18 protein-coding genes are annotated in these 22,501 nt (G+C 48.6%); 11 read left to right on the top strand and 7 right to left on the bottom strand.

Going from position 1 to position 22,501, the window contains the following annotated elements; translation table 11 throughout:
* Window positions 1-140: 140 nt before the first annotated feature.
* Entirely contained in the window at window positions 141-470 is a 330-nt protein-coding gene (locus tag J5I83_RS04320; protein ID WP_304053553.1) for a hypothetical protein, read from the top strand.
* A gap of 90 nt (window positions 471-560) precedes the next feature.
* On the top strand, window positions 561-1,322 hold the full coding sequence (locus J5I83_RS04325) for a hypothetical protein (protein ID WP_304053554.1): 762 nt from the start codon (window positions 561-563) through the stop codon (window positions 1,320-1,322).
* A 377-nt stretch (window positions 1,323-1,699) separates the two neighbouring features.
* On the opposite strand, the gene J5I83_RS04330 is transcribed toward J5I83_RS04325, so the two are convergent.
* A complete protein-coding gene (locus tag J5I83_RS04330; RefSeq protein ID WP_304053555.1) occupies window positions 1,700-1,897 on the bottom strand; it encodes a hypothetical protein in 198 nt (65 codons plus the stop codon).
* 364 nt (window positions 1,898-2,261) lie between these two features.
* Window positions 2,262-3,119, bottom strand: coding sequence for a LysR family transcriptional regulator (locus J5I83_RS04335; RefSeq protein ID WP_304053556.1), 858 nt, complete (start codon window positions 3,117-3,119; stop codon window positions 2,262-2,264).
* Window positions 3,120-3,274: 155 nt separating this feature from the next.
* Here J5I83_RS04335 and J5I83_RS04340 point away from each other — a divergent pair, with 155 nt between their 5' ends.
* Window positions 3,275-4,201: a transporter gene (locus tag J5I83_RS04340; RefSeq protein WP_304053557.1), complete on the top strand. Its 927-nt coding sequence runs from the start codon at window positions 3,275-3,277 to the stop codon at window positions 4,199-4,201.
* Window positions 4,202-4,428: 227 nt separating this feature from the next.
* Here J5I83_RS04340 and zapE read toward each other — a convergent pair whose 3' ends face one another.
* Window positions 4,429-5,640 carry a cell division protein ZapE gene (gene zapE / locus J5I83_RS04345; RefSeq protein ID WP_304053559.1) on the bottom strand — a complete coding sequence of 404 codons (1,212 nt, stop codon included), beginning with the start codon at window positions 5,638-5,640 and terminating at the stop codon, window positions 4,429-4,431.
* Window positions 5,641-5,944: 304 nt separating this feature from the next.
* On the bottom strand, window positions 5,945-6,745 hold the full coding sequence (locus tag J5I83_RS04350) for an alpha/beta hydrolase (RefSeq protein ID WP_304053561.1): 801 nt from the start codon (window positions 6,743-6,745) through the stop codon (window positions 5,945-5,947).
* Window positions 6,746-7,245: 500 nt separating this feature from the next.
* Here J5I83_RS04350 and nadC point away from each other — a divergent pair, with 500 nt between their 5' ends.
* The 7 genes from nadC (at window position 7,246) to J5I83_RS04385 (ending at window position 18,386) form a co-directional block, all read left to right on the top strand.
* The gene (nadC, locus tag J5I83_RS04355; protein WP_304053578.1) at window positions 7,246-8,097 is read left to right on the top strand and encodes a carboxylating nicotinate-nucleotide diphosphorylase; all 852 of its coding nucleotides are present in this window, start codon (window positions 7,246-7,248) and stop codon (window positions 8,095-8,097) included.
* Window positions 8,098-8,100: 3 nt separating this feature from the next.
* Complete coding sequence (locus J5I83_RS04360; RefSeq protein WP_304053562.1) at window positions 8,101-10,200, top strand: NAD(+) synthase; 2,100 nt, start codon at window positions 8,101-8,103, stop codon at window positions 10,198-10,200.
* 251 nt (window positions 10,201-10,451) lie between these two features.
* Entirely contained in the window at window positions 10,452-11,279 is an 828-nt protein-coding gene (locus J5I83_RS04365) for an ABC transporter permease (RefSeq protein ID WP_304053563.1), read from the top strand.
* Complete coding sequence (locus tag J5I83_RS04370) at window positions 11,269-12,573, top strand: ABC transporter ATP-binding protein (protein WP_304053564.1); 1,305 nt, start codon at window positions 11,269-11,271, stop codon at window positions 12,571-12,573. The genes J5I83_RS04365 and J5I83_RS04370 overlap by 11 nt, the downstream gene beginning before the upstream one ends.
* Window positions 12,570-16,163, top strand: coding sequence for a glycosyltransferase (locus tag J5I83_RS04375; RefSeq protein WP_304053565.1), 3,594 nt, complete (start codon window positions 12,570-12,572; stop codon window positions 16,161-16,163). The genes J5I83_RS04370 and J5I83_RS04375 overlap by 4 nt, the downstream gene beginning before the upstream one ends.
* Window positions 16,150-17,262, top strand: coding sequence for a non-hydrolyzing UDP-N-acetylglucosamine 2-epimerase (gene wecB, locus J5I83_RS04380; RefSeq protein WP_304053567.1), 1,113 nt, complete (start codon window positions 16,150-16,152; stop codon window positions 17,260-17,262). The genes J5I83_RS04375 and wecB overlap by 14 nt, the downstream gene beginning before the upstream one ends.
* The gene (locus J5I83_RS04385; protein ID WP_304053568.1) at window positions 17,262-18,386 is read left to right on the top strand and encodes a glycosyl transferase; all 1,125 of its coding nucleotides are present in this window, start codon (window positions 17,262-17,264) and stop codon (window positions 18,384-18,386) included. The genes wecB and J5I83_RS04385 overlap by 1 nt, the downstream gene beginning before the upstream one ends.
* Here J5I83_RS04385 and J5I83_RS04390 read toward each other — a convergent pair.
* From J5I83_RS04390 to J5I83_RS04400, 3 genes are all read right to left on the bottom strand, one after another.
* Entirely contained in the window at window positions 18,352-18,918 is a 567-nt protein-coding gene (locus J5I83_RS04390; RefSeq protein WP_304053570.1) for a DNA-deoxyinosine glycosylase, read from the bottom strand. The two genes, J5I83_RS04385 and J5I83_RS04390, sit on opposite strands and share 35 nt — an antisense overlap.
* Before the next feature lie 11 nt (window positions 18,919-18,929).
* A complete protein-coding gene (locus J5I83_RS04395; RefSeq protein ID WP_304053571.1) occupies window positions 18,930-19,514 on the bottom strand; it encodes a hypothetical protein in 585 nt (194 codons plus the stop codon).
* Between the two features lie 223 nt (window positions 19,515-19,737).
* Window positions 19,738-21,465 (bottom strand): hydrogenase maturation protein, encoded by a 1,728-nt coding sequence (locus tag J5I83_RS04400; RefSeq protein WP_304053572.1) that lies wholly within the window; start codon window positions 21,463-21,465, stop codon window positions 19,738-19,740.
* Window positions 21,466-21,950: 485 nt separating this feature from the next.
* Here J5I83_RS04400 and J5I83_RS04405 point away from each other — a divergent pair, with 485 nt between their 5' ends.
* On the top strand, window positions 21,951-22,235 hold the full coding sequence (locus tag J5I83_RS04405; RefSeq protein ID WP_304053574.1) for a DUF4156 domain-containing protein: 285 nt from the start codon (window positions 21,951-21,953) through the stop codon (window positions 22,233-22,235).
* Window positions 22,236-22,501: the final 266 nt, after the last annotated feature.

Raw genomic sequence — 22,501 nt, forward strand, 5'->3', positions numbered from 1 at the left:
TTTTGAAGATCTCATGTCACTACTGACTCCCCCAAAAAAATAGAGAGCAATAACTTCTTCGTCGCTAAAACTTAAATCCGCGTAATTGCTTATAGACCAAATTAACAACGGGCAAATTAATCTCAAGTAAGCATATACTCATGAGCGAATACCAGTATTACGAATTTATGGCTGTCGACCAGCCGCTTACCTCCCAGCAACAAGCCGAGCTGCGCAGTCGTTCATCGCGTGCCACAATTACCGCCACAAGCTTCATTAACGCGTATCACTGGGGCGATCTAAAAGGCGACCCGCTGAATTGGATGCAGCGTTATTTCGATGCGCATGTCTATTCGGCTAACTGGGGGTCGTGCTGTTTGATGCTACGTTTACCAATTTCTTCATTGGATGCGGAAACTCTGAAGCAATTTACTGCACTCTCCCAAACAGATGCGCAATCATTTTATGTTGAGGCTTTTGTCGTTACCTAAACATCTGACCATTGGATACTCCAATGGAATTTTAACGACGATTCCGGGCGCTACGAACGCTTCTGGAGTCAAGAGGATGGTCCAGGATGGATGGCTAGCTTACTTCCGATACGCGATGATACACGTCCACTTTACTTGAGTTGGCTGGCTCGGGTATGTAATGGGGAGATAGGTCAGAATGATCTCGAACCTCCGACTCCTCCAGGCCTTCAATCGCTCACACCTGCACAGACTGCATTGACTGTCTTCTTGTTGATCGACCCAGATTGGCTGGCCGCTGCTGCCACAGCCAGTCAAGCTTTACCTGCCCGCAATAATATTGATCCCGATATCGATAACTGGATTGCAACCCAGTCGTTAGATGATATGCGTGCAACTATGCGTTTGCTTTTGGAAAAACGAGGACAGGAAGCTGAACGTAAGTTACAACAGCGTTTTCTGAGCTGGCAGCGAGAACACTTGCCAAACTCTCAGAATCCAACGCGTCGCACCATAGCTGAAATCGATGTTGCGCACGATATAGCCAGAATCAAGCGTCTTGAACACGAGCGACAACTGCAAGCAGCTGAGGATGCAAAACGTCAAGCAGAACGCAAACAATATTTGGAACGTTTGGCTGCTAATTCAGAAACGGCTTGGGCGACGATCGATAAAACGTTACAACGTGGCTCCGGCCTTGCCTATGATCAGGCCCTGAAGGCGTTGAAAGACCTTTCCGAAGCATTGAATCAGGCAGGACGCGAAGATGATTTTCGCCACAGCTTAGTGAAACTGCAAAGCGTACACAGCAAACGTGGCGCATGGGTAAAAAGGCTAGTGAATGCGGGCATTGTCCATCTTGACAAGATATAGAGGCATAGTCATTTAACTACAATCAACATAATAAAGGACCTACCAAAAGACATTGATAAGCAAGTATTTTGATGTGAGCTGAGCGATCGTGAGCCAGATAGTCAAATGGGCTGAAAGGAAAAAGCAAGAAAAAGTCAAATGTAAGGCCTGACCCTAAAACCCGTATAACTGATGTCATAACCGGCAGACCACCAGCTTCTGATATTTCATGAATAAATGACAGGACTTTTGATCGATTCCTGTCTCATATTGTAACGGGACGGAATCGATCTTACGGAAAGTTACTTCAGTGGTACATTCCAAGAATCTTGGAATAGTGGTTAACTAGATAAAAAACTTACTCTGGTTTTTTGTTACAGAAAGGGTAACAGCCATAATTACCAGATGCCATCATCACCTTCTTTCAGGCATGATCCATTAGCATCCAGTCCGTGTGGACACGCTACTATTTCACCGGCAATGATTTTTTCATAATTTTCCCTTTCTCTTTCTGTAACCTGCACCCCAGGACGACCACTCGGGGCTATCAGCATAGCTGACAGAGCAATAGTAACTGCATAAATAATAGGCTTCATAAAATAACTCCACAAAATTTTCATAGTGGAATTGTCTACTGCTTCTTATATAGAATAAAGACTGTTTTTTGGATAACACTGCTCCATCAATGGAGCAATTAGTATGGAATTTCTGAATGACATGGCCCTGTTCGTGGAAGTTGTCAAGGCTAGGAGCTTTCGCAGTGCTTCCGTTGCCCGCCACTGTGCCATTTCACTGGGGTAGTACTCGCCGGTCAGTTTGGAGTTGTATGAATTATTTTGAGCTTTTTATTTTGATAAAGGTAAAGGCGCTTCTTCACCAGAATTTCTTACAATCTGATGCGTATGGTGATGATCTTTGGCTGGCAGCTGAAGTGGCATAAGAGGAAATTTTAGCATCCTGTTAAACCCTGCCCAGATGCTCCTGTAAGAACTTAATGAAGTGCTGTGTTTTTGCGGGCAGTAATCGGGTTTCCGTAACGGCGTAGACGGATACCGGAGCTCCATGCCATTGGGGTAGTACGCGACGCAATCGCCCGCTGGCAAGATCATCAGCGACAATTTTCTCCAACATCATGATGATGCCCATATCGAGTGCTGCCAAGCGGCAAATCATACCGACACTGTTGAGCGTGAACCGGCTACCAATAGAAACTTTGGTGGTGTGTGCCCCATCGTGAAGTGTCCACGTACTAGCTTTCATGATACCCAGACACTCATGGTGCGCCAGATCAGCAGGCTCGGCAGGCTCTCCCGAGCGGTCAAGATAACGGGGTGAAGCATAAAGGTACACAGGGAGCACGGCCAATGGACGTGCGATCAATTGTGAATTCTCCGGTTCTCCAATGCGGATTGCTACATCGAAAGGCTCACTCACCAGATCAACCCGCCGTGACGTAAGATCGAAATCGAAGACGATGCCCGGATAGAGTCTTGCAAATTCGGCGATCAAGGGTGCCATGTAGGTCACGGCAAAATCTACAGGTAGCGAAGCGCGTAGCACGCCACTGGGCTGCGAAAGCATTTCGCCGAGCTGTTCGTGCGCGAGCTTGGCTTCATCGACGATGCGTTTGCAGCGCTCGTAATAAATCTGACCAGCCTCGGTTAACTCGATCTTGCGTGTTGTGCGGTGCAAAAGGCGTAACCCAATCGTCTTTTCCAGCGCACTGATCCGCCGCGACAGGGTTGAGTTCGGCATTCCGATAATATCGGCAGCACCGCGAAAGCTCCTGGCCTTGACAACTTCCACGAACAGGGCCATGTCATTCAGAAATTCCATATTTAATGTTCCATTGATGGAGCAATGTTATCCAAAAAACAGTCTTTATTCTATATAAGAAGCAGTAGACAATTCCACTCTGAAAATTTTGTGGAAATCACCATGAAGAAAAACAAGGGAAGCATTAAAAAAGAAGCATGAACATCAAGCTGTTCAGTCTTGCGTTGATTATGTTGGGTCTGGCTGCGAGGGACGCAATTGCCAAGGAAGGCGGCGACCAGTACCCGAATGGTGCCGAAAACTGGCTGGCAGGTGCGGCACCACCTGCGGGTAATCATTTCCTCAATTATTTTGGTCATTACAGCGGCTCCCTGCACAATGGCGACGGCAACAAGGTGTCAGATGCATCAGTTAGCACTTGGTTCAATGCATTTCGCCTTATTCACATTACTGAAATGCGCGTCCTGGGGGGTAATTACGGTGTGCACATTGTCATGCCAATAGTGCATCAAAGCATGAAGCGAGGAGACTATACCTCGGTCGTCGGGCTAGGTGACATAACCATCAGTCCGACCAGCTTGTCCTGGCATTCGGGTAACTGGCACTGGGTAGCGGCACTGGATATTCGCATGCCCACCGGCAAGTATAAGGCCGGTAATCCGCAGAGGAGCATCGGCACCAATTACTGGAGCATTGAACCCCTCCTCGCGGTAACCTGGCTCTCTGAAAAGGGGTGGGAAATCTCCAGTAAGTTCATGTATAACATCAAGAGCAAGAATAAGGAGTTTCGTCTCGCCATCGACGAACCGAAAATGGACTACGCGTCCGGTGACGAACTCCATATTGACTTTCTTGTGGGCAAGCGTTTTGGTTTGTGGGGTGCTGGACTTTCGGGCTATTATCTAAAACAGACGACCAACGACAAACTCGATGGGCAGACAATCTCGTCGGTGCTCGGCCCTTGGTCTTCGGGGCGCAAAGGCGAAGTGCTTGCGATCGGACCTAGCGTGATCTACAACAGCCCGACTGGAACGACATTGATTGCGCAGTGGCAGAATGAAATGTACGCCAAGAATCGTTTCCAGGGTTATATAGCCTGGTTGAGGTTGATCATCCCCTTCTGATGTACACTAACCGTTTAGCTCTCGAGAAATTTGAACAGCAAGAACAGGGTCAGGCCTTACAATTGACATTCCTGCCTCCCTCACCTTTCCTACCTGTTTAGCCGACCGAATCACAGTCACGTAACTCATATAAAAATATTCACCCACTTATCTATGCCAAATTCAATGGCAGACCTTTAGATGCGAGCATTGATGATTCACTGACTGCAAACTAAGACAGGTAGTTTTTAATCCCCGACAATCCTGCCATGCCCTCTGGTCAGATAGTCCTCTGACTGCATTTCCATCAAACGAGAAATCGTGCGTTCAAATTCAAAACCAATCTCTCCTCCGGTATAAAGCGCTTGAGGGGAGGCAGCGGCCGAGCATAAGAATTTGACACCATGTTCGTACAGTGCATCGATAAAAGTGATGAAGCGCTTGGCCTGATCGCTATTTTCCTGACTGAATTGCGGGATCGCAACCATGATGACAGTATGATAGGTTCTGGCGATGGCGAGATAGTCTGCCGGGCCCAGCGGGTTGGCACATAGCCGTTTGAACGAGAAAACCGCCACGCCACGCGCCGCCTTGGGGACAAACAATGTGCGCCCTTGCACAGTCAGTGTTTCGCTGGGAACCTTTGCCCGGTCTTCCACACGCCGGTCGGTCAGGCGGAAAAAGGTAGCCGATAGTTGAGCGGTGGTTTCCTCATTAATTGGGAAATAATATGTTTCAGCACCCTTTAAGCGGTGGTAGCGATAATCAATCGGCCCTTCGAGCGAAATAATCTCAAGCCTTTCCTTGATGTTTTCGATGAAAGGCAGGAAACGCTGGCGATTCAGGCCATGCTGGTAAAGATCATCGGGTGGTCTGTTGGAAGTCGCCACTACAATGATACCCAGCTCAAACAGCTCCTTGAATAATCGCGTCAGCACCATGGCATCGCCGATATCCGTAACTTGCAGCTCGTCAAAACAAAGCAGGGTCGCCTCACAGACTATCTGCCGTGCGATAACTGGAATAGGATCGGCATCACTGGCACGCCCGCCTTGCTGCGAACGTTTCTGTGCGGCAAGATCGTGCGCTTCCTTGAGTCGGGCATGGACATCCAGCATGAATTCATGGAAATGCACCCGCCGCTTGGATGCCAGAGGAATCACCGAAAAAAACAGATCCATCAGCATCGATTTGCCGCGCCCTACTCCGCCATAGAAATAGATTCCTTTAGGAACAGGTTTATCGCTGCCTAGCCTACGCAACAAACCCGTCAGCCACCCATTCCTGAATGAGAATCCACCGCGCTGGCCGCCGACTCCGGCGTAGTCGATCAACTCATGGTGCAATCGCTCCAATGAGGCTACTGCTCTGGCCTGATCGGTATCCGGCTTGAGCTCTCCGGCCTGCATCAGCGCGTGATACTCCGCTTTTGGTCCAGTTTCTTCAATTGAGTGTTTCATGGCATGCGGGCTTTTGATGAAGAAGGCCTGCGATTTTAACATGGGGCGTTGATGCAGCAGATCTCAAGTCTTGTGTGTGGTGTAACCATAGTCACCATTTATTTTTCTTGAGAAATCTCCGAAAGATGCAAAGCAGTTCCTCTGACAGAGCGTCCCCGCTTAAATTAACTCAATTCCTATCTGCTCTGGGCCTTTGTTTTGCCATGATAGCGGTGAGAATCAGGAGAGCAGTCTCAAGCAGTTGTCGGTGATCCCGCAAGCAGGTTTATTACCGATTTTTGGTCAAGGATCGCCATGTTTGTTTTCACAGGCTGTTTAGGAAAGCTCTGATAGCCGTATTGACCGCCTCCGGTTCCTCTATCGCTGAAGAATGCCCTGCTCTGGGAATTTTGACTAGACGCGATCCGGCAATCCGGGCTTGGATGCGCTCAGCTTTGACCGGTATCGTGGCGACATCTTCTTCACCAACCATGATTAATGTCGGCGTAGTAATTTTGCTGATCTCGTCATAAACGCCTTGGCGAGCTACTACGCCCTTAACTGCACGGGTAACACCGATGCGATGATTGGCGATTAGACGTTTTTTCCACTCATCTCGCTGGGTTGCACGATTAGGATCGGCGAGAAATGTCTGGCCAAACATGATTCTCATGACTGGCGTAGCGACAAATCTGAGACCTAACCAGCGCGCCACAAAGTTAAGCCGCTTGTAACGTGGAACATTCTCCTCCGGTTCTGGATCAGCCGATGTTCCCAGCAGGATCAGCGATCGCAGGAGTTCTGGCCGCCGGGATGCCAGCCGCATCCCGATAAAACCTCCCATCGAAAGCCCGGCAAAATGACATGGCGCGCAACCCAATGCCTCAATCAAAGCAGCGGTATCCTGGTAGAGGGTATCCATGTCATAGCCATCATGAGTGACTTCACTTTGTCCCTGACCACGAAAGTCAAACGTAATGCACCGATAGCAATCCTTGAACGCATTGATCTGCGCCTCAAACATCTGCCCGTTCCACAACAGACCATGAGCAAACAGAATGGTCTCAGGCCCGGTCCCTTCCTCTGTGTAATATAGCTTCGTCCCGTTGGCTTGAATTCTAGGCATGGTATACAGGAAAAAAATACCTCTTTATTCTTTGTGCAATTTGATTATCTTATAGCCATACTTCAGTGAATATTGGTTGCAAGGCATCCATCACCACTGATGAAATGATTTTTCCTTCGCCACTTGGCACTTCATATGAAGACATCGCAGAAACCAACTGATCAACATGCTCATTCAACAATAATAGCAGACCTGCATCACAGTCATTTATTCACGGGAACAATCTGGAATGTATAAGGGGTAAGAAAACAAGTTGGACCAGTAAAGCCAAGCGCAATAAAAATGCCATGTAATATCTTATTATTTCAATATATTGAGATTATTAACGCCATTAAAGAAACCTACTTTAGGGATAATTGGTATCCCTGTTAGGGCGCAGCACAACCTCGGTAATGAGCGTCCTATATAAATGAGGTATTCGAATCACCTGCGTCAGGACTCAGTCAATTGCTATACAATGGCGCGAATGAATAGCTTATTGAAGATTAAATACCCTCATGATGAGATGGCATGAAGAAATCAGGAAAAATGTCAGTCTGGCGCTGGCGGAAGATATCGGCGCAGGCGATTTGACCGCATCGCTGGTACCTGCAGATAAAATTTTGCTCGCCAGCGTCATTAGCCGTGAGCAGGCAGTAATATGTGGTACTGCCTGGTTTGAAGAATGCTTCCGGCAGCTTGCACCCGGTATCGAAATAAGCTGGCTAATTCAGGAAGGCGAAACGGTTAAGGCTGATCAAAAGCTGTGTGAAATAAAAGGAAACGCTCGGGCTTTATTGACGGCGGAGCGCACTGCATTGAATTTCCTGCAATTGCTTTCTGCAGTTGCTACCCACACCCGGCGTTATGTCGATGCGATTTCAGGCACGGCCGCGGTGATTGTGGATACACGCAAAACGTTGCCTGGCCTACGATTCGCCCAGAAATATGCGGTCAAATGCGGCGGCGGGAATAATCATCGCTTTGGCCTGTACGATGGCATGCTCATCAAGGAGAATCACATTATCGCCGCGGGAGGTATCGAGTCTGCCTTGCGAGCAGCTAAAGAAATCGCACCTGCTGGCGTATTTATCCAAATTGAAGTCGAAACGCTGGCGGAACTGCAGCAAGCGTTAACTGCCGGCGCAAGCATGATCCTGCTGGATAATTTTGATCTTAAAAGTTTGCAGGCAGCGGTTACACTGAAGCGACAACTGAGCAGCCAGCAAGCTATTCTGGAAGCTTCGGGCAATATCACCTTAGCCAACGTTCGCACTGTAGCGGAAACCGGTGTGGACAGAATTTCCATCGGCAGTCTGACCAAGGATGTGAAGGCGCTTGATTTATCGATGCGCTTCCTGCCGCCTGCTTGAGTTATGCCAGCAAACACAGAATTTTTCAATTTATATCACCATGGTTTTGTCCGTGTTGCTGTTGGCATTCCCGAGGTACGTGTAGCTGATGCAGTATTTAACGCAACGGCAACCATCACGCTGATGGCCCAGGCGGCTGAACAGCATGCCATCCTTGCACTCTTCCCGGAACTGGGGTTGACTGCCTACTCTTGTGAAGATTTATTCCATCAGCAGACCCTGCTCACAGGTGCGCTTGATGCACTCGGCATGGTATTGGACGCTTCGAAGCAGCTAGAACTCATCACCGTAGTTGGTTTACCCTTGCAAGTGGATCATCTGCTGTTCAATTGCGCAGTCATCGTTTATCGCGGTCGCATTCTCGGCGTCGTTCCCAAAACATTTCTGCCTAATTACCGGGAATTCTACGAACTGCGCCAATTTGCACCGGCTGCCGCAGCCAATCGCGACACCATTACGTTATGCGGTCAAAGCGCCATCCCATTTGGTGAAAAATTGCTGTTCCGGGCAAAGAACCAGCCACGCTTCAGTTTTTTTACTGAAATCTGCGAGGATCTGTGGGTTCCCATCCCACCCTCATGTCATGCGGCACTGGCAGGCGCCACCCTGCTGCTGAACCTGTCCGCCTCTAACGTCACGATAGGTAAACATGAATATCGCCACAGTCTGGTGGCAAATCAGTCAGCCCGCTGTCTTGCGGCATATCTTTACACAGCCGCTGGCACAGGTGAGTCGACGACGGATCTTGCCTGGGATGGACACGCCATGGTTTATGAAAATGGCGCGCTTGTGGCCGAGTCCAGCCGCTTCCATGAAGGTTCTCAATTGATCTTCGCTGACCTGGATCTCGATCACTTGATTCAGGAGCGCATGCGGCAAAACAGCTTCAGTCAAAGCGCACAGTATTACCGCGAAGAAATCCGGCAATTTCGTGAAATTCCCTTTGAAATCAACTTGCCGACGAATTCCAGACTACTCTGCCAGCGTCAATATGATCGCTTTCCTTATGTTCCCGCTGACCCGGCCACCCGCGATAGCCATTGTTTTGAGGCTTACAATATCCAGGTGCAGGGACTGGTAAAGCGGCTTAAACACACAGGTATCAAGAAAATCGTGATGGGCATTTCCGGTGGGCTGGATTCCACGCATGCGCTCATCGTGGCAGCCCGCGCGATGGATGTGCTGCACTTTCCGCGGACGCATATTCTGGCCTACACTCTGCCTGGATTCGCTACCAGCAGCTATACCTTGGCTAATGCCAAAGCTTTGATGCAAGCAATAGGCTGCGCTATGCATGAAATCGATATCCGGCCAAGCTGCGAGCAAATGCTGCGTGATCTCAATCATCCCTTCAGCCACGGCGAGCCGGTTTATGACGTCACGTTTGAAAATGTGCAAGCAGGCGAGCGTACCAACCATCTCTTTCGCCTGGCAAACTATCACCATGCCTTGGTGCTTGGCACGGGCGATCTCAGTGAGCTTGCCTTGGGCTGGTGTACTTATGGCGTCGGTGATCACATGTCGCACTATGCCATCAATGCCAGTGTACCGAAAACATTGATTCAATTTCTGATTCGCTGGATTGCCGACACCAGCCAGCTCGGTGACAACACCAGCGAAGTGCTGCGCGTCATCCTGGAAACAGAAATTAGTCCCGAATTAGTGCCAGGAGAAACGGGCAGCAACCAGCCTGCTCAACGCACAGAAGCAGTCATTGGTCCCTATGAATTGCAGGATTTCAACTTGTATTACACAACACGATTTGGCTATCCGCCGACAAAAATTGCTTTTCTTGCTTATTGTAGCTGGCGTGACCGCACCCTGGGACGCTGGCCAAACATACCAGAGGAACGACAAAACCAATACACCATCAGCGAAATCAAGCATTGGCTGCAAGTGTTTGCCTATCGTTTCTTCCAGATCAGCCAATTCAAGCGCAGTTGCATTCCCAATGCGCCCAAAGTAGGCTCAGGCGGTTCTCTCTCACCACGCGGAGACTATCGGGCACCGAGTGACAGTGAAGCGACAGTGTGGCTTGATGACATTGCGCGCATTCCCGATGCCCTACCTGAAAACGATCTGCCCAGCAATGAAACGATTTAAGCCAGCCACCTGAAAACTTCATAATGAAAATCACCCCGCAGGCGGGAAAAAGAAGATCGCTACAATACAATGGCTGTAATTGCTGGCAAATATGCGCACATGTTACTATTGTCACAATTATTTAATATGCCATCACCTGATTTACTGTCTTTTAGGAACTTTTTTCTTGCTTTCTTCTCAGTTAAACCCACTGGAAGCTTTAGCTCGCTCTGCAAGTTCGGAAAATATTTATGTAAGCTGGAGTTTAAAATTTGAATCCGCACGCAGCACGATCGATCTCTCCCCTAGTATTACTTAGCACGCTCAAGAGCCATCGAGGCCTGATTTACAATCTGATCAAACGAGAAGTCATTGGCCGTTATCGCGGCTCCATTATGGGGCTCTTATGGTCATTTTTTAATCCGGTACTGATGCTGACTGTTTATACATTTGTCTTCAGTGTGGTTTTCAAGGCCCGCTGGGCAGGTGGCACTGATTCCAAAACCGAATTCGCCCTGGTGCTTTTTGCCGGCCTCATGGTTTATAACCTGTTTGCAGAATGCATCAACCGCGCACCCGCGTTAGTGCTGGGAAATGTGAACTATGTTAAGAAAGTGGTGTTTCCCCTGGAGATATTTCCTGTTGTGGCCATGGGTTCTGCCACTTTTCACTTCTTGATCAGCTTGTTTGTCTGGTTGATTTTTTACTTGATTTTTTTTGGCATTCCGCAGGCCACGCTTTTACTGTTTCCTCTGGTATTGATCCCCTTCTTTTTGCTGATCCTGGGACTTAGCTGGTTCCTGGCCTCCTTGGGCGTCTATCTGCGTGACGTCAGTCAAATTATTGGGGTCATGACCAGCGCACTCATGTTTTTATCCCCGATTTTCTATCCTATTACTGCCTTGCCAGAAGAATATCACCTACTCATGCAAATCAGCCCGCTAACATTCATCATTGAACAAACCCGGGATGTCATGATTTGGGGTAAGGAACTGGATTGGAATGGCTGGGCTATTTATATGCTGCTCGCAACAGCGACTAGCTGGCTAGGTTTCGCCTGGTTCCAGAAAACGCGCAAGGGATTTGCCGATGTCCTCTGAGATCGCCCTCAGCGTAGAGGGCCTGAGCAAATGCTACCATATTTACGATAATCCCAGAGATAGACTGTTACAAATGCTGGCATACGGGAAAAAGCAGTTTTACCGTGAATTCTGGGCATTACGCGATATCTCGTTTACCGTAACCAAAGGAGAAACCATTGGCATCATCGGACGAAACGGCAGCGGAAAATCAACTTTGCTGCAAATCATTGCCGGAACATTGTCTCCTACGACAGGAGAAGTCAATTCTGATGGATTACTGGCTGCGCTGCTCGAGCTGGGTTCCGGCTTCAATCCAGATTTTACTGGACGCGAAAATGTTTATCTGAATGGTGCCGTACTTGGCCTCACGCAAGAGGAAATCCAGGCGCGCTTCGACCGTATCGCAAGTTTTGCGGATATTGGTGATTATCTCGATCAACCTGTGAAAACCTATTCCAGCGGCATGTATGTCCGACTGGCATTCGCGGTGCAGGCTTGCATTGAACCAAAAATATTGATCGTCGATGAAGCGCTGTCAGTCGGTGATGAAAAATTTCAAAGAAAATGCTTTGACTATATCGACCGACTGCGTACCAATGGCAGCTCAATTTTGCTGGTCACTCATTCAACTGCCACCATCGAAAAATTTTGCCAGCACGCCATCCTGTTACATAAAGGTGAACTACATGGCTGGGGGCCTGCCAAGGAAATCGTTGACCAGTATCACGCATTGCTTTACTCCGATGAGAAAACTTACCTGAGATATCTCAATTCCCAATCTGCCGCAGCCAAGACTGCGCCACTTGAGAGCACATCTGAAGAACCCATTCAATCGGTATCTATTAAAGTTCAGACAGAGAAGAGTCCTGGCTTGCGCGCCATAATCAAACATTGGGAAGCCTTGGATCAGCTAGAAAATTACTGTGAGACCTATAAATCAGGCGACCAAGTCAAAATACGCTTCTATGCAGATATACTTGAACCAATTCAGGAAATTCAAGCTGGAATTCTAATTAGAACCATAGAGGGTGTATCAGCTTTTGGCACCAGCACGCTTTATTACGATAAAAACTATTTAGACGCTAAACCAGGCACCATCCTCCAATTCGATTTTAATCTTAACCTCACACTCTGCACGGGTACCTATTTCGTTACCCTTGCACTCGCAGAAGCGATTTCACCGATTGATATGTCCTATCTTGACAGAAAGACAGATGTCATCATTTTTAATGTCACCGAAACTCGTCCGCTGGGTAGCGGTATCGCTTCCCTCAAATCTGTTATATCTGTAAGCGAAGTAAGTAAATTATGAAATCACTTCTTATCGTAACTGAAGCATTCGAAGTGGGAGGACTCGAAACCCATATCAGGGGTGAAATTGTTTCGCTCAGTCGTGCAGGCTGCTCAGTTCATCTGGCAACGGGTAAGCGCTTCAATCCTTTGCTTCTCCCGCCAGAGACTGCATCGCTGACAACTCATCTGCCCTTTGGGCCGGAGACGACGCTTACCGAGCTTGGCCATGCTGTCGAGGCGCTCAGGCATATCATTCGTCAGCATGCCATCAAGTGCGTACATGCTCATCCCTTCACATCGTTACTCCCCGCTTACATTGCGGCAGAGTTTGAGAAAATACCGTTCGTTCTTACACTCCATGGCCCCGCATCATTGGGAAGCTTTTACGGACCGCTTTACGATTTTATCCTGACTTCGATCCTGTTACCTCATGCAGCCCTGGTCGTTACGGTATCGGAGGAAATCTCTGAGCTTGCTTCGCCTTATGTCGCGCAAGGACAAATTTTTACTTTGCCCAATGGAATCGATATCGATACTTTCTCAACAAAGATCCCCTCCACTGACACTGATCCTAGGTGGCTGCTCGTAAGTCGTCTCGATTCCTTTAAAGTTGCCGGTATTGCTGATTTCATTGCCAAAGCCAAAGCAGCTGGGTTACCGGGTGTGCTATTGGCAGGTGACGGTCCATCAAAAGAAACCCTCATTAACCAGCTTGCCCACGCTGACATGCTCAGCATTGTTGAATTCTGTGGTGCACGCGCTGATATTCCGCAACTGATGCAATCGGTTGCAGGTGTAGCAGGTATGGGAAGAGTCGTGCTGGAAGGTCTAGCCAGTCACAAGCCCGTTTGTCTGGTCGGTTATGACGGGGTAAAAGGCGTGGTTAATTCCACTTCTTTTTTTCAAGCATCCCTCACGAACTTTTCAGGGAGGAATTTAGAAAACATTGACGAAACGACTTTCATTAATCAAATTAAAAATTTGCCACATATTCCTGTCACTGCGTTATATGACACAGTTCGTGAACAGTTTATAGAAACAAGATTATGGAAAAGCTTCCTGGATAAAATTAGCACGCTTGAGCCCATAACGCCCACCCTGCTCGGTCATTGTTATCGCGCGCTTACCGTGAACCCAATTTCTGAGAATATGCCATTTCTTCAATCCCCCATCTTTCTGGAGCAGATGGGCAAACTCGCCCACAGTCCTAACTACTATCGCGCAGATTTGGTTGCTCGCTTTCTATTTCACAAAGATCAATTCATCAACGACACACACCAAAAAGCATTCGCGGAATTCAACACTCAAATCGCTCACCTTCATCAGTCCATCACTCAGCAAGAAAAGCAGATCGCCAACCTGTTAGCGGAAGTCGCAGAACGCGATAAGCACATTTCTGACCTCAAGCATACTGTGACTGACAAGGAAAAACTGCTTAAAGAATTGCAAATGATGCAATCCCTTGAACGCGAGGAAACATTACGCCTATCGGACTGGGCACAGAAAATGGACACATACCCCTTTCGTTACGGAACAAAAAAGTATCTTCTCAAATTTGCGAAAGCATGTTACCGCACCTTACCACTTAATTTGGCAACAAAACACAAGTTGAAGACCAACTTGGTCAAGCTTCTCCATCTTAAATCCAGCAATAGAGCAGTCCCCTTTCACTCAATCTACCCAATTAGCCCCAGTGACATAAAATCGTTAACTGCCAATTTGGCTGCGCTGATCGAAGGAGGGTGCGTCAATAGTAGACAAGATTATTTTATCTTCTCTGTCATCGACTGGCATTTCCGTATCCAGCGCCCGCAACACCTGGCAAAGTATTTGGCTAGAACCGGCAGACGCGTTTTCTTCTTTAGCAATCACTTTATCGATTCCACCAGATCTGGCTATGCCATTGAACGGCTGGATCCATTGCACGAGCTTTATCAAATCAAACTTCACGTAGCAGGTGCACCAGCAATTTACTTTGCACCTCCTTCTGCAAGACACTTTGCAATGATTGAGCAGGGAATGGCGAAATTCCTGATGGATTTTGCCGCAATATCGAGCGTGTCATTGGTGCAGCATGCTTACTGGTATTCGCTGGCAGTACGCTTACCCAATACCTTGCGCGTCTACGATTGCATGGATCATCACGAAGGGTTTGGCAATGTGCCAGAAAAATTAATAGAAACCGAAAAAAAGATGCTGCAAGAATCCGATCTGGTGGTCATAACTTCCACCTGGCTGGAAAACTATGCACGAAATTACAACCCAAATTGCGTAGTGATTCGTAACGCCAGCGAATTTGAGCACTTTGCGAATCCTCCTCCTGAACATTATAGTGACACCAAAGGACGCAAAATCATCGGCTATTATGGTGCGATCGCCGAGTGGTTTGATCTCGACTTGATTCGTGCCATCGCCCAGGCGGAACCAACGATATTGATACTACTGGTAGGCAACGACACCATCAAAGCAGCCGAGGCGGTAAAAACGATTCCCAATATTGTCTTCACTGGAGAAGTGCCCTACGCGCGGTTACCTTATTACCTCCATGCCTTTGATGTGTGTCTGTTGCCCTTCCTGATTTCTCCCCTGACACTTGCGACCAACCCTGTCAAAGTTTACGAATACCTGGCTGCTGGTAAGCCCATTGTTTGTACGGACCTTCCCGAAATTTCACAATTTGGCAACATGGTACATCGTGCCGCTGACCGAGATGAGTTTATCCGTAAAGTATCTGACTGCCTCCGATCCGCTGATGACGAATCCATTCACCAGCAACGCAGGCAATTTGCGCGCGAGCAGACCTGGGACCACCGGGTAAATGCGCTCACTGAGGCAATACGGATGATCCCACTACCAAAAATCAGCATCGTCGTACTAACCTATAACAATCTTGTTCTCACGAAGCTATGCCTGAACAGTTTATTACGTTGGAGCGACTACCCCAATATTGAAATTATCGTAGTTGATAATGCTTCGACTGATGGTACCCCTGATTATCTGAGGGAACTCCAGCAACGCACAATGCATGTCAGGCTGATACTGAATGACAAAAATTATGGTTTCGCCAAAGGAAACAATATCGGCCTGCAAGCTGCAAGCGGCGACTACTTGGTATTGCTCAACAACGATACCATCGTCACACCGGGCTGGCTTCTGACGATGTTAAGACATTTACAGGCTGATCCCACTATCGGGCTAATCGGTTCGGTGACTAACAACATCGGAAACGAAGCCAAGATCGATATCGCTTACAATGGACAGGAAGACATGCTGCCGGTTGCGCTTGCCTACACGGTTGCTCATATGGGCCAGCATATGCCACTGCGAACAGCCGCTTTCTTTTGTGTGATGTTTCCACGCAAGGTATTTGAGGAGGTTGGTCTGCTAGACGAGAATTTCGGTCGGGGGTTTTTTGAAGACGACGACTACTGCCGACGAATTGAGCGCCTTGGCTTGCGCATTGTGTGTGCAGAAGATGTTTTTATTCATCACCATCTTTCGGCATCGTTTAACAAGATTCATGATGCCGAAAGACAAGCTTTATTCAAAAAAAACAAAACTTACTATGAGTCCAAATGGGGCAAGTGGGAACCTCATGAATACAGATAATGACAAGAAGATCATCTGCGTCGTAGGCACGCGCCCCGAAGCCATCAAGATGGCACCTGTCATCCAAGCATTGAAAAATGAACCTTGGGTCGATTTACGCGTTCTGGCCACAGCACAACACCGCCATCTGCTCGATCAGGTATTGAATGTTTTCGGCATTGAGCCCGATATCGACCTGAATATCATGCGGCCCAATCAAGCGTTGACGACCCTGACTGCGCGGCTGTTGCTGGATCTGGATGACGTATTGCTGGCTGAGAAGCCCGATGCCGTATTGGTGCAAGGTGATACCACCACCGTCCTGGCGGTTGCATTGGCCTGCTTTTATCAGGGTATTCCAGTGGGTCATGTTGAAGCAGGTCTGCGTACCTGGAATATCAACAACCCTTTTCCAGAAGAAGCTAATCGTGTCATTACCGGGAAATTGGCGCATTGGCACTTTGTACCGACTGAGGGTTCGCGCCACAATTTGCTCCGCGAAGGCGTCGCTGATGAAAAAATTTTTATTACGGGTAATACCGTCATCGATGCGCTGCTAACTATAGCCGCCCGAAATATCACTCTTCCCCTTCAGATTGAGCCAGATAGGCGACTGGTGTTGATCACTGCTCACCGCCGTGAAAATTTTGGTGAACCGTTACGTCATATCTGCCTTGCCATCCAGGCACTTGCGCAGAAAAATCCAGATGTCGACTTTCTCTTCCCGGTCCATCCCAACCCTAACGTGACCGATATCGTTAACAAGCTGCTGGCAAACAAGCCTAATATTCATCTCTCCGCCCCACTGGATTATGTTCATTTCGTCGCAGCGCTCAAACGATCTTATTTGATCTTGACTGATTCAGGAGGCATACAGGAAGAAGCACCTGCCCTGGGCAAACCTGTGCTGGTGTTACGCGACGAAACAGAACGCCCCGAAGCGATCGAACAGGGCGTTGCAAAACTGGTGGGAACTCATGTCGACCACATCATGCAAGCAACACAACACCTGCTGGATGACACCACCATCTACCAGGCGATGGCGAAGGGGATATCTCCTTATGGCGATGGCCACGCTGCTGAACGCATCGTCAACGTGCTAAAAGAGCATTTTAGCTGATGCAACTGGTCTATCTTTCTCCGTTGCCATGGAATAGTTTTGTACAGCGTCCCCACAAATTTGTGGAATGGTTTCATCGCCACCATGGCGGACGCGTGTTGTGGATAGACCCTTATCCGACACGCTTGCCGATGTGGACAGATCTCAGAAGAATCAAAACCGCTAAATTCTTTACCGCTGCTCAAACAGCCACAGGCAATACCCCGGACTGGCTGACCATTATATGCCCCCCTCTGTTGCCGATAGAACCCTTGCCAGGCGCGTGTTTTATTTCCCACTGGCTGTGGCGTGATATCCTGCGGACTATTCGTCAATTCATGCAAACTGGCGACACACTGCTAGGCATTGGCAAGCCTTCCGAACTGGCACTCCAGGTACTCAGCCAGCATCCTGCTGCCGCTTCTTTTTATGATGCCATGGATAATTTCCCGGCTTTTTACCGAGGCATTTCGAGAACAGCCATGGCACGCCGGGAACAAAGCATTGCCGATCGCGTCTCGCGCATCTCGGTCTCTTCGACCACGCTGGCAGAGCGGTTCGCTGCCTATCGTGCCAAACTGACAATAGTGCACAATGCGTGTACGGTAGACGCGCTCCCCCCCGTCAACGCCAGCAGGAGACAATCAGGAGACCTGGTTCTAGGCTATCTCGGCACGATTGGCCATTGGTTTGACTGGCCGTTTGTGCTCGCGCTGGCCCAAGCCAACGCATCCTTGCATATCCATTTGATTGGCCCGGTCTATACATCGGTTCCTGAGCCATTACCCAGCAATATCAGCTTGCTGCCAGCCTGTGATCATGCAACTGCGATCAGTCTGATGCAGACATTCTCGATTGGCCTGATCCCATTCAAGCACAGCGATCTCACCTCCTCGATTGATCCCATCAAATACTATGAATACCGGGCAATAGGACTACCTATCCTGTCAACATGCTTTGGCGAAATGGCGCGGCGGCAAGGACAAGCCGGCATCTTCATTGCTGATGCTGATTCCGATCTGGCTTACCAGGTGAAGATGGCGCTGGTCTACAAATATCGCAGCAATGAAATTCAAGCATTCAGAAAAAACAACTCTTGGGAAGCACGCTTTAACGCAAGCAATATCCTGCCGTGCTCGCATTGACGCAATCTGGATTTTGCGCCGCTCCAGCGTGCAAAGGCCTAAGAATTGCACGCCAGGCTTCAAGCTTACGCACAAAAGGGATCGAAGCATTCGCCGGACTGGTTGAAGGTAGCCGGCAGTAATGAAATATATCGCTTTCAATCTTAGGTGCGACTAGCCGTTTAAAACAGGTTTCTGCTTTGGTCCCGTTAAAATAAACATGCGTGATGTTGTGATGGGCATGGAAAAAAACTGCAAAATCGTTGGCTATCTGCGTTTCAACTTCAATCATCGAATCCAGACTGCCGTTTCTTCTGCAGGAGTGAAGCACATCCCATAATGCAATATGCGCCGATCTCAATGCCTGCACCTTGCCGGCATAAGGTATTGCGGGATCAAACGCGAGCAGTTCAGCCATGATTCGCCAGAAGGCATTCTGCTTATGCGCATAATATTGCCCCGCTGTTAGCGATGCCTGCCCCGGCATGCTGCCAAGAATGAGAATCTTGGCATGCTCATCCGCTATCGGGGCAAAGCTATGGATCCTTGTCATGACCGATCTGATTATTTTTTGATATATGTTACCCCCAGCATGGTGTTTGTACCTGTTGCATCAACTTGGGCACTCGCATTAGCTGAAATACTCAAAAAGTTGCCCTCACCGAAACGGATCTCCCAGTCAACCACTGGCTGGCAGGCACGCGCCTGCTTAATTTCATCCATCACCTGCAAACAAGCCAGTTCATAAATCGCTTTGGCCCAGACCGCTTCATTGTCAGGAATAGGCTTGTTTTTTTCTACTGAACTTTTGTTTCTGCCGCCGCCTTCTTCCCGGTAATAGGTAATCCTGCGATGGCCGGGCGTGTCTTCCAGTTCAATTCGGTAAAGCGTTCTTCGTCCTCCTGCTAGAGGCGTTTGCTTGATGAAAGTCGCATTCCCGGCCTGAGCATAGCCGGCCGCTTCCAGTATGACCGGAATATCCTCTGGCAATGTATTCAGTGAAATACCCTCGATTTCGAGATCAAGAAAGCGCTGCAGCGGAAAGGAATCGCTGGATTCATTATCCGTCGCAGCGAACACGGTTGATGGTTTGAACAGCAATACGCTGATCAATAAAAGAATGCGAGCGTACTGGTGAAAATGATGCATTTTTTAGTCCTCCATTCAATTTGCGGAAAGCTCGCAGATCGTTGCATAACACCTCGATAAAAACACCGTTTGACCTGCGCCCGTCGAAGGCCAATGTCAATGGCCTAGCGGTTCGATAAGCTCACCGCGAACGGTCAGGTTTTACTGCAACGATTTACGAGCAACTGCTGCCAGCTTATCACAGGAAATTTCACACTGAAAACCGCTGCCAGCTTCAAAATAACTATTTTGATCTTGTTTTCAAAATCCGTCGATGCCGGGCAAGATAAAGCGGCGTCCAGGCATGAGGGATTTTGTACACGAAATGATAGCGCGCAACATGGTAGCTGGGATCAAAACCATAGAAGTTGAGTTGCATCTGGCGCAACTCCTCTGCCCGATAATGCGCCAGCGGTTTGGTTTGTTCATCCCGTGCCCGGCGCTCGCATTTGCCTGCAAGCAAACGGACATAATCCGGGCTTGCCGCCAGTTGTTCCACCATCTGTTCGATTTGCTTGCGGAAATCGGCATGGTTCAGTTCGAAACAATCATCGATCAAGCCGATTTGCTGCGCCTCCAGCGCATCAATCGGCAAGCGGTTGTGCGTCAACTCTCTGGCCTTCTTTTCGCCGACCCGCTTGGGCAACAGATAAGTCCAGTATTCCGAGCCATACAGGTTACCCATGCTCTTGTAATGCGGATTCAATATGACGCTTTTGCGCGCATAGATTCTATCGGCTGCCAGCGATAAAAACACGCCTCCGGCGCCCGCATTGCCCTGCAATGCTGCCAGGGTAAGCTGGCGGCAGTTGGTGATGATGGCTTGCGCCAGATCGTTCATGGCATTGATATTGTGCCAGGATTCATCAGCCGGACTGGCCGCCTGCTCGATCGAATTGAGATGAATGCCATTCGACCAGAAATCTGCTCCACCCATGAGCACGATCACACGCACATCACTTTGACTGGCAGTCAGATACGCTGCACGTAGCCGCTCGCATTGCGTGCTGCTCATCGCGCCATTGTAAAACGAAAAATGCAGATAGCCGACCTGATTTTTCTGTTCGAACCAGATATCGCGGTAAGTGGTATGGCCATCATGACAGCGTGTGGGCAACGATTCAGGCGGCATCTCCGGCACATCCGCTAGCTGTTCTTGCAATACCACGGTGGCCGGTAATTTGAGCGTCGGTTCTGTATCACTTTTGCGCTTCAGGTGGCCGATCCATACCGCCCCATCCACCGTTGCCCGGCAAATCGCGTCATTGCGGCGTGCAATGACTGTACCCGGATTGCCGCGCAGTTCTGTTTCTGCGCAGGCATCAAACAAATAATAGAGGGAACCATAGAGCATATCGAGTACGCCGGGAAAGCCATCTGCCGCATAGATCTTCTTCAAAACAGCATGGGTATCATCCCGTTGCCAATCGATCGCGCGATCGAGCTGGCGCATTGGTGCATGTAATCTTCCTACTACCTCCTGGCGCGTATAGTCGAGCGGCATCGGCTGATAGGAGCCCGACGTAAAACGCGCTACCGCAGCCAAAACAGCCTTGACTGCCGCTTCGGTCATCTCATGGCGATACAGGCTGCTTTTGCTGGCAAAGCGCATCGGAAACGTTGCGGATGCCCAGATATCGCCTGCGTCCATTTCACCATTAGCCTGCAGCACTGTCACCCCCCACGTGCGATGCTCATGCATGATCGCCCAATCCAGCGCTGCAGGCCCGCGATCGCCGACGATGCCCGGATGCACCACAAAACAGGGTTTGCTACGCCAGACTGTTTCGGGAATGGCGCGCTTGAGAAAAGGCGCAATCACGAGATCAGGACGATATAACTCAACGGCCTGTTCCGTGACAGCATCACTGATATCGAACTCAATCGAGATATCATGTCCGCAGCGCGTCAATTCGATAAACAAACGCTGCGCCAGGCTGTTGAAGCTATGGGTAAGGAAGAGGATGTTCAAATCGTTACCTGAATAGAAGTGAAGAGAAGAGTGCAGTCAGCAAATTTCATATCATTCAGCAAATTATCCGGAATCTGGCAAATTCTTGCTTAAGATATTTATTTTAATGTAATTGTTTACGTAATTTCGAGGTTTGACTGGGATGAGCACGATAGAGTGGATAAGAAGCAGCGCACCATGGCGGCCACCCACTCAGACAAGGTTGCTGTATCGGACTGGATAGTATGCTCACGCAACGGCCCGCCCTTTAAATTGCATTAGCTATCATTCTTCCATGTATGGCATTATTCAGCACCCGGGGCAATCGTAAGAATGAAGGGTATAGGCAGTTTCTCAACGGCAGCCTGGCAGATTCTATCAAGACATACAAAGCTCCCCGGATCAAAACAAATAAACTATTCCATAAAACTATTCCATAAAATTTTTTGCCAATAACCGATTGTGTCATGAAAAAAATCCTTATTGCTGTATGTAGCTGTTTAATATTGTCTTCCTGTACATGGGTCAAGGTTACTTCGAAAGGCGAAGGCGTGCGCTTGGTGCACTCAGCCAGAACAGTCCAGCCATGCAAAAAACTAGGAAGAGTTCAAACTAAAGTAGTCAGTCAAATAGTGTTTGAACGTGACCCAGAAAAAGTTGCAGGTGAACTTGCAGATCTGGCACGTAATGAAGCGGCTCTGATTAACGGCGACACGATTGTTCCTGTTTCGGAAATCAATGAAGGAAGACGCAGTTTTGATGTCTACCAATGTTTTCCAACCAGAACGTGATGATTGACACATTAACAGGCCGTTGAAAAACTCGGCACCTATCTGACTGAAAACTTTTAAAGGATAGCAAGTGTCCCAGCCAATCTTTCTCAGTTACAGCCGAACCGATCGTGATGCCTGTCTTGCTTTACGAACAGCGCTATAGCCTACGTCACATAAAATGATTCAATTTTAAAGAGTTGCTCAACGGTTTGGTTTTGTTGTTTTCTGATTGCTTTGGCTTGTGCCCATTTGTGCTCAATGGGGTTAAGGTCTGGTGAATATGC

The organism is Nitrosomonas communis, from assembly GCF_024102715.1.
Classification (GTDB): Bacteria; Pseudomonadota; Gammaproteobacteria; order Burkholderiales; family Nitrosomonadaceae; genus Nitrosomonas; species Nitrosomonas communis_B.

What these genes read in the sequence shown, in the direction of transcription:
- J5I83_RS04385 (WP_304053568.1), top strand. Translation starts at nt 17,262, where the DNA reads ATGCAACTGGTCTATCTTTCTCCGTTGCCATGGAATAGTTTTGTACAG.
- J5I83_RS04375 (WP_304053565.1), top strand. Translation starts at nt 12,570, where the DNA reads ATGAAATCACTTCTTATCGTAACTGAAGCATTCGAAGTGGGAGGACTC.
- J5I83_RS04360 (WP_304053562.1), top strand. Translation starts at nt 8,101, where the DNA reads ATGCCAGCAAACACAGAATTTTTCAATTTATATCACCATGGTTTTGTC.
- J5I83_RS04325 (WP_304053554.1), top strand. Translation starts at nt 561, where the DNA reads ATGGCTAGCTTACTTCCGATACGCGATGATACACGTCCACTTTACTTG.
- J5I83_RS04330 (WP_304053555.1), bottom strand. Translation starts at nt 1,897, where the DNA reads ATGAAGCCTATTATTTATGCAGTTACTATTGCTCTGTCAGCTATGCTG.
- J5I83_RS04350 (WP_304053561.1), bottom strand. Translation starts at nt 6,745, where the DNA reads ATGCCTAGAATTCAAGCCAACGGGACGAAGCTATATTACACAGAGGAA.
- J5I83_RS04340 (WP_304053557.1), top strand. Translation starts at nt 3,275, where the DNA reads ATGAACATCAAGCTGTTCAGTCTTGCGTTGATTATGTTGGGTCTGGCT.
- J5I83_RS04395 (WP_304053571.1), bottom strand. Translation starts at nt 19,514, where the DNA reads ATGCATCATTTTCACCAGTACGCTCGCATTCTTTTATTGATCAGCGTA.
- wecB (WP_304053567.1), top strand. Translation starts at nt 16,150, where the DNA reads ATGAATACAGATAATGACAAGAAGATCATCTGCGTCGTAGGCACGCGC.
- J5I83_RS04320 (WP_304053553.1), top strand. Translation starts at nt 141, where the DNA reads ATGAGCGAATACCAGTATTACGAATTTATGGCTGTCGACCAGCCGCTT.
- J5I83_RS04370 (WP_304053564.1), top strand. Translation starts at nt 11,269, where the DNA reads ATGTCCTCTGAGATCGCCCTCAGCGTAGAGGGCCTGAGCAAATGCTAC.
- J5I83_RS04390 (WP_304053570.1), bottom strand. Translation starts at nt 18,918, where the DNA reads ATGACAAGGATCCATAGCTTTGCCCCGATAGCGGATGAGCATGCCAAG.
- J5I83_RS04335 (WP_304053556.1), bottom strand. Translation starts at nt 3,119, where the DNA reads ATGGCCCTGTTCGTGGAAGTTGTCAAGGCCAGGAGCTTTCGCGGTGCT.
- zapE (WP_304053559.1), bottom strand. Translation starts at nt 5,640, where the DNA reads ATGAAACACTCAATTGAAGAAACTGGACCAAAAGCGGAGTATCACGCG.
- nadC (WP_304053578.1), top strand. Translation starts at nt 7,246, where the DNA reads ATGAGATGGCATGAAGAAATCAGGAAAAATGTCAGTCTGGCGCTGGCG.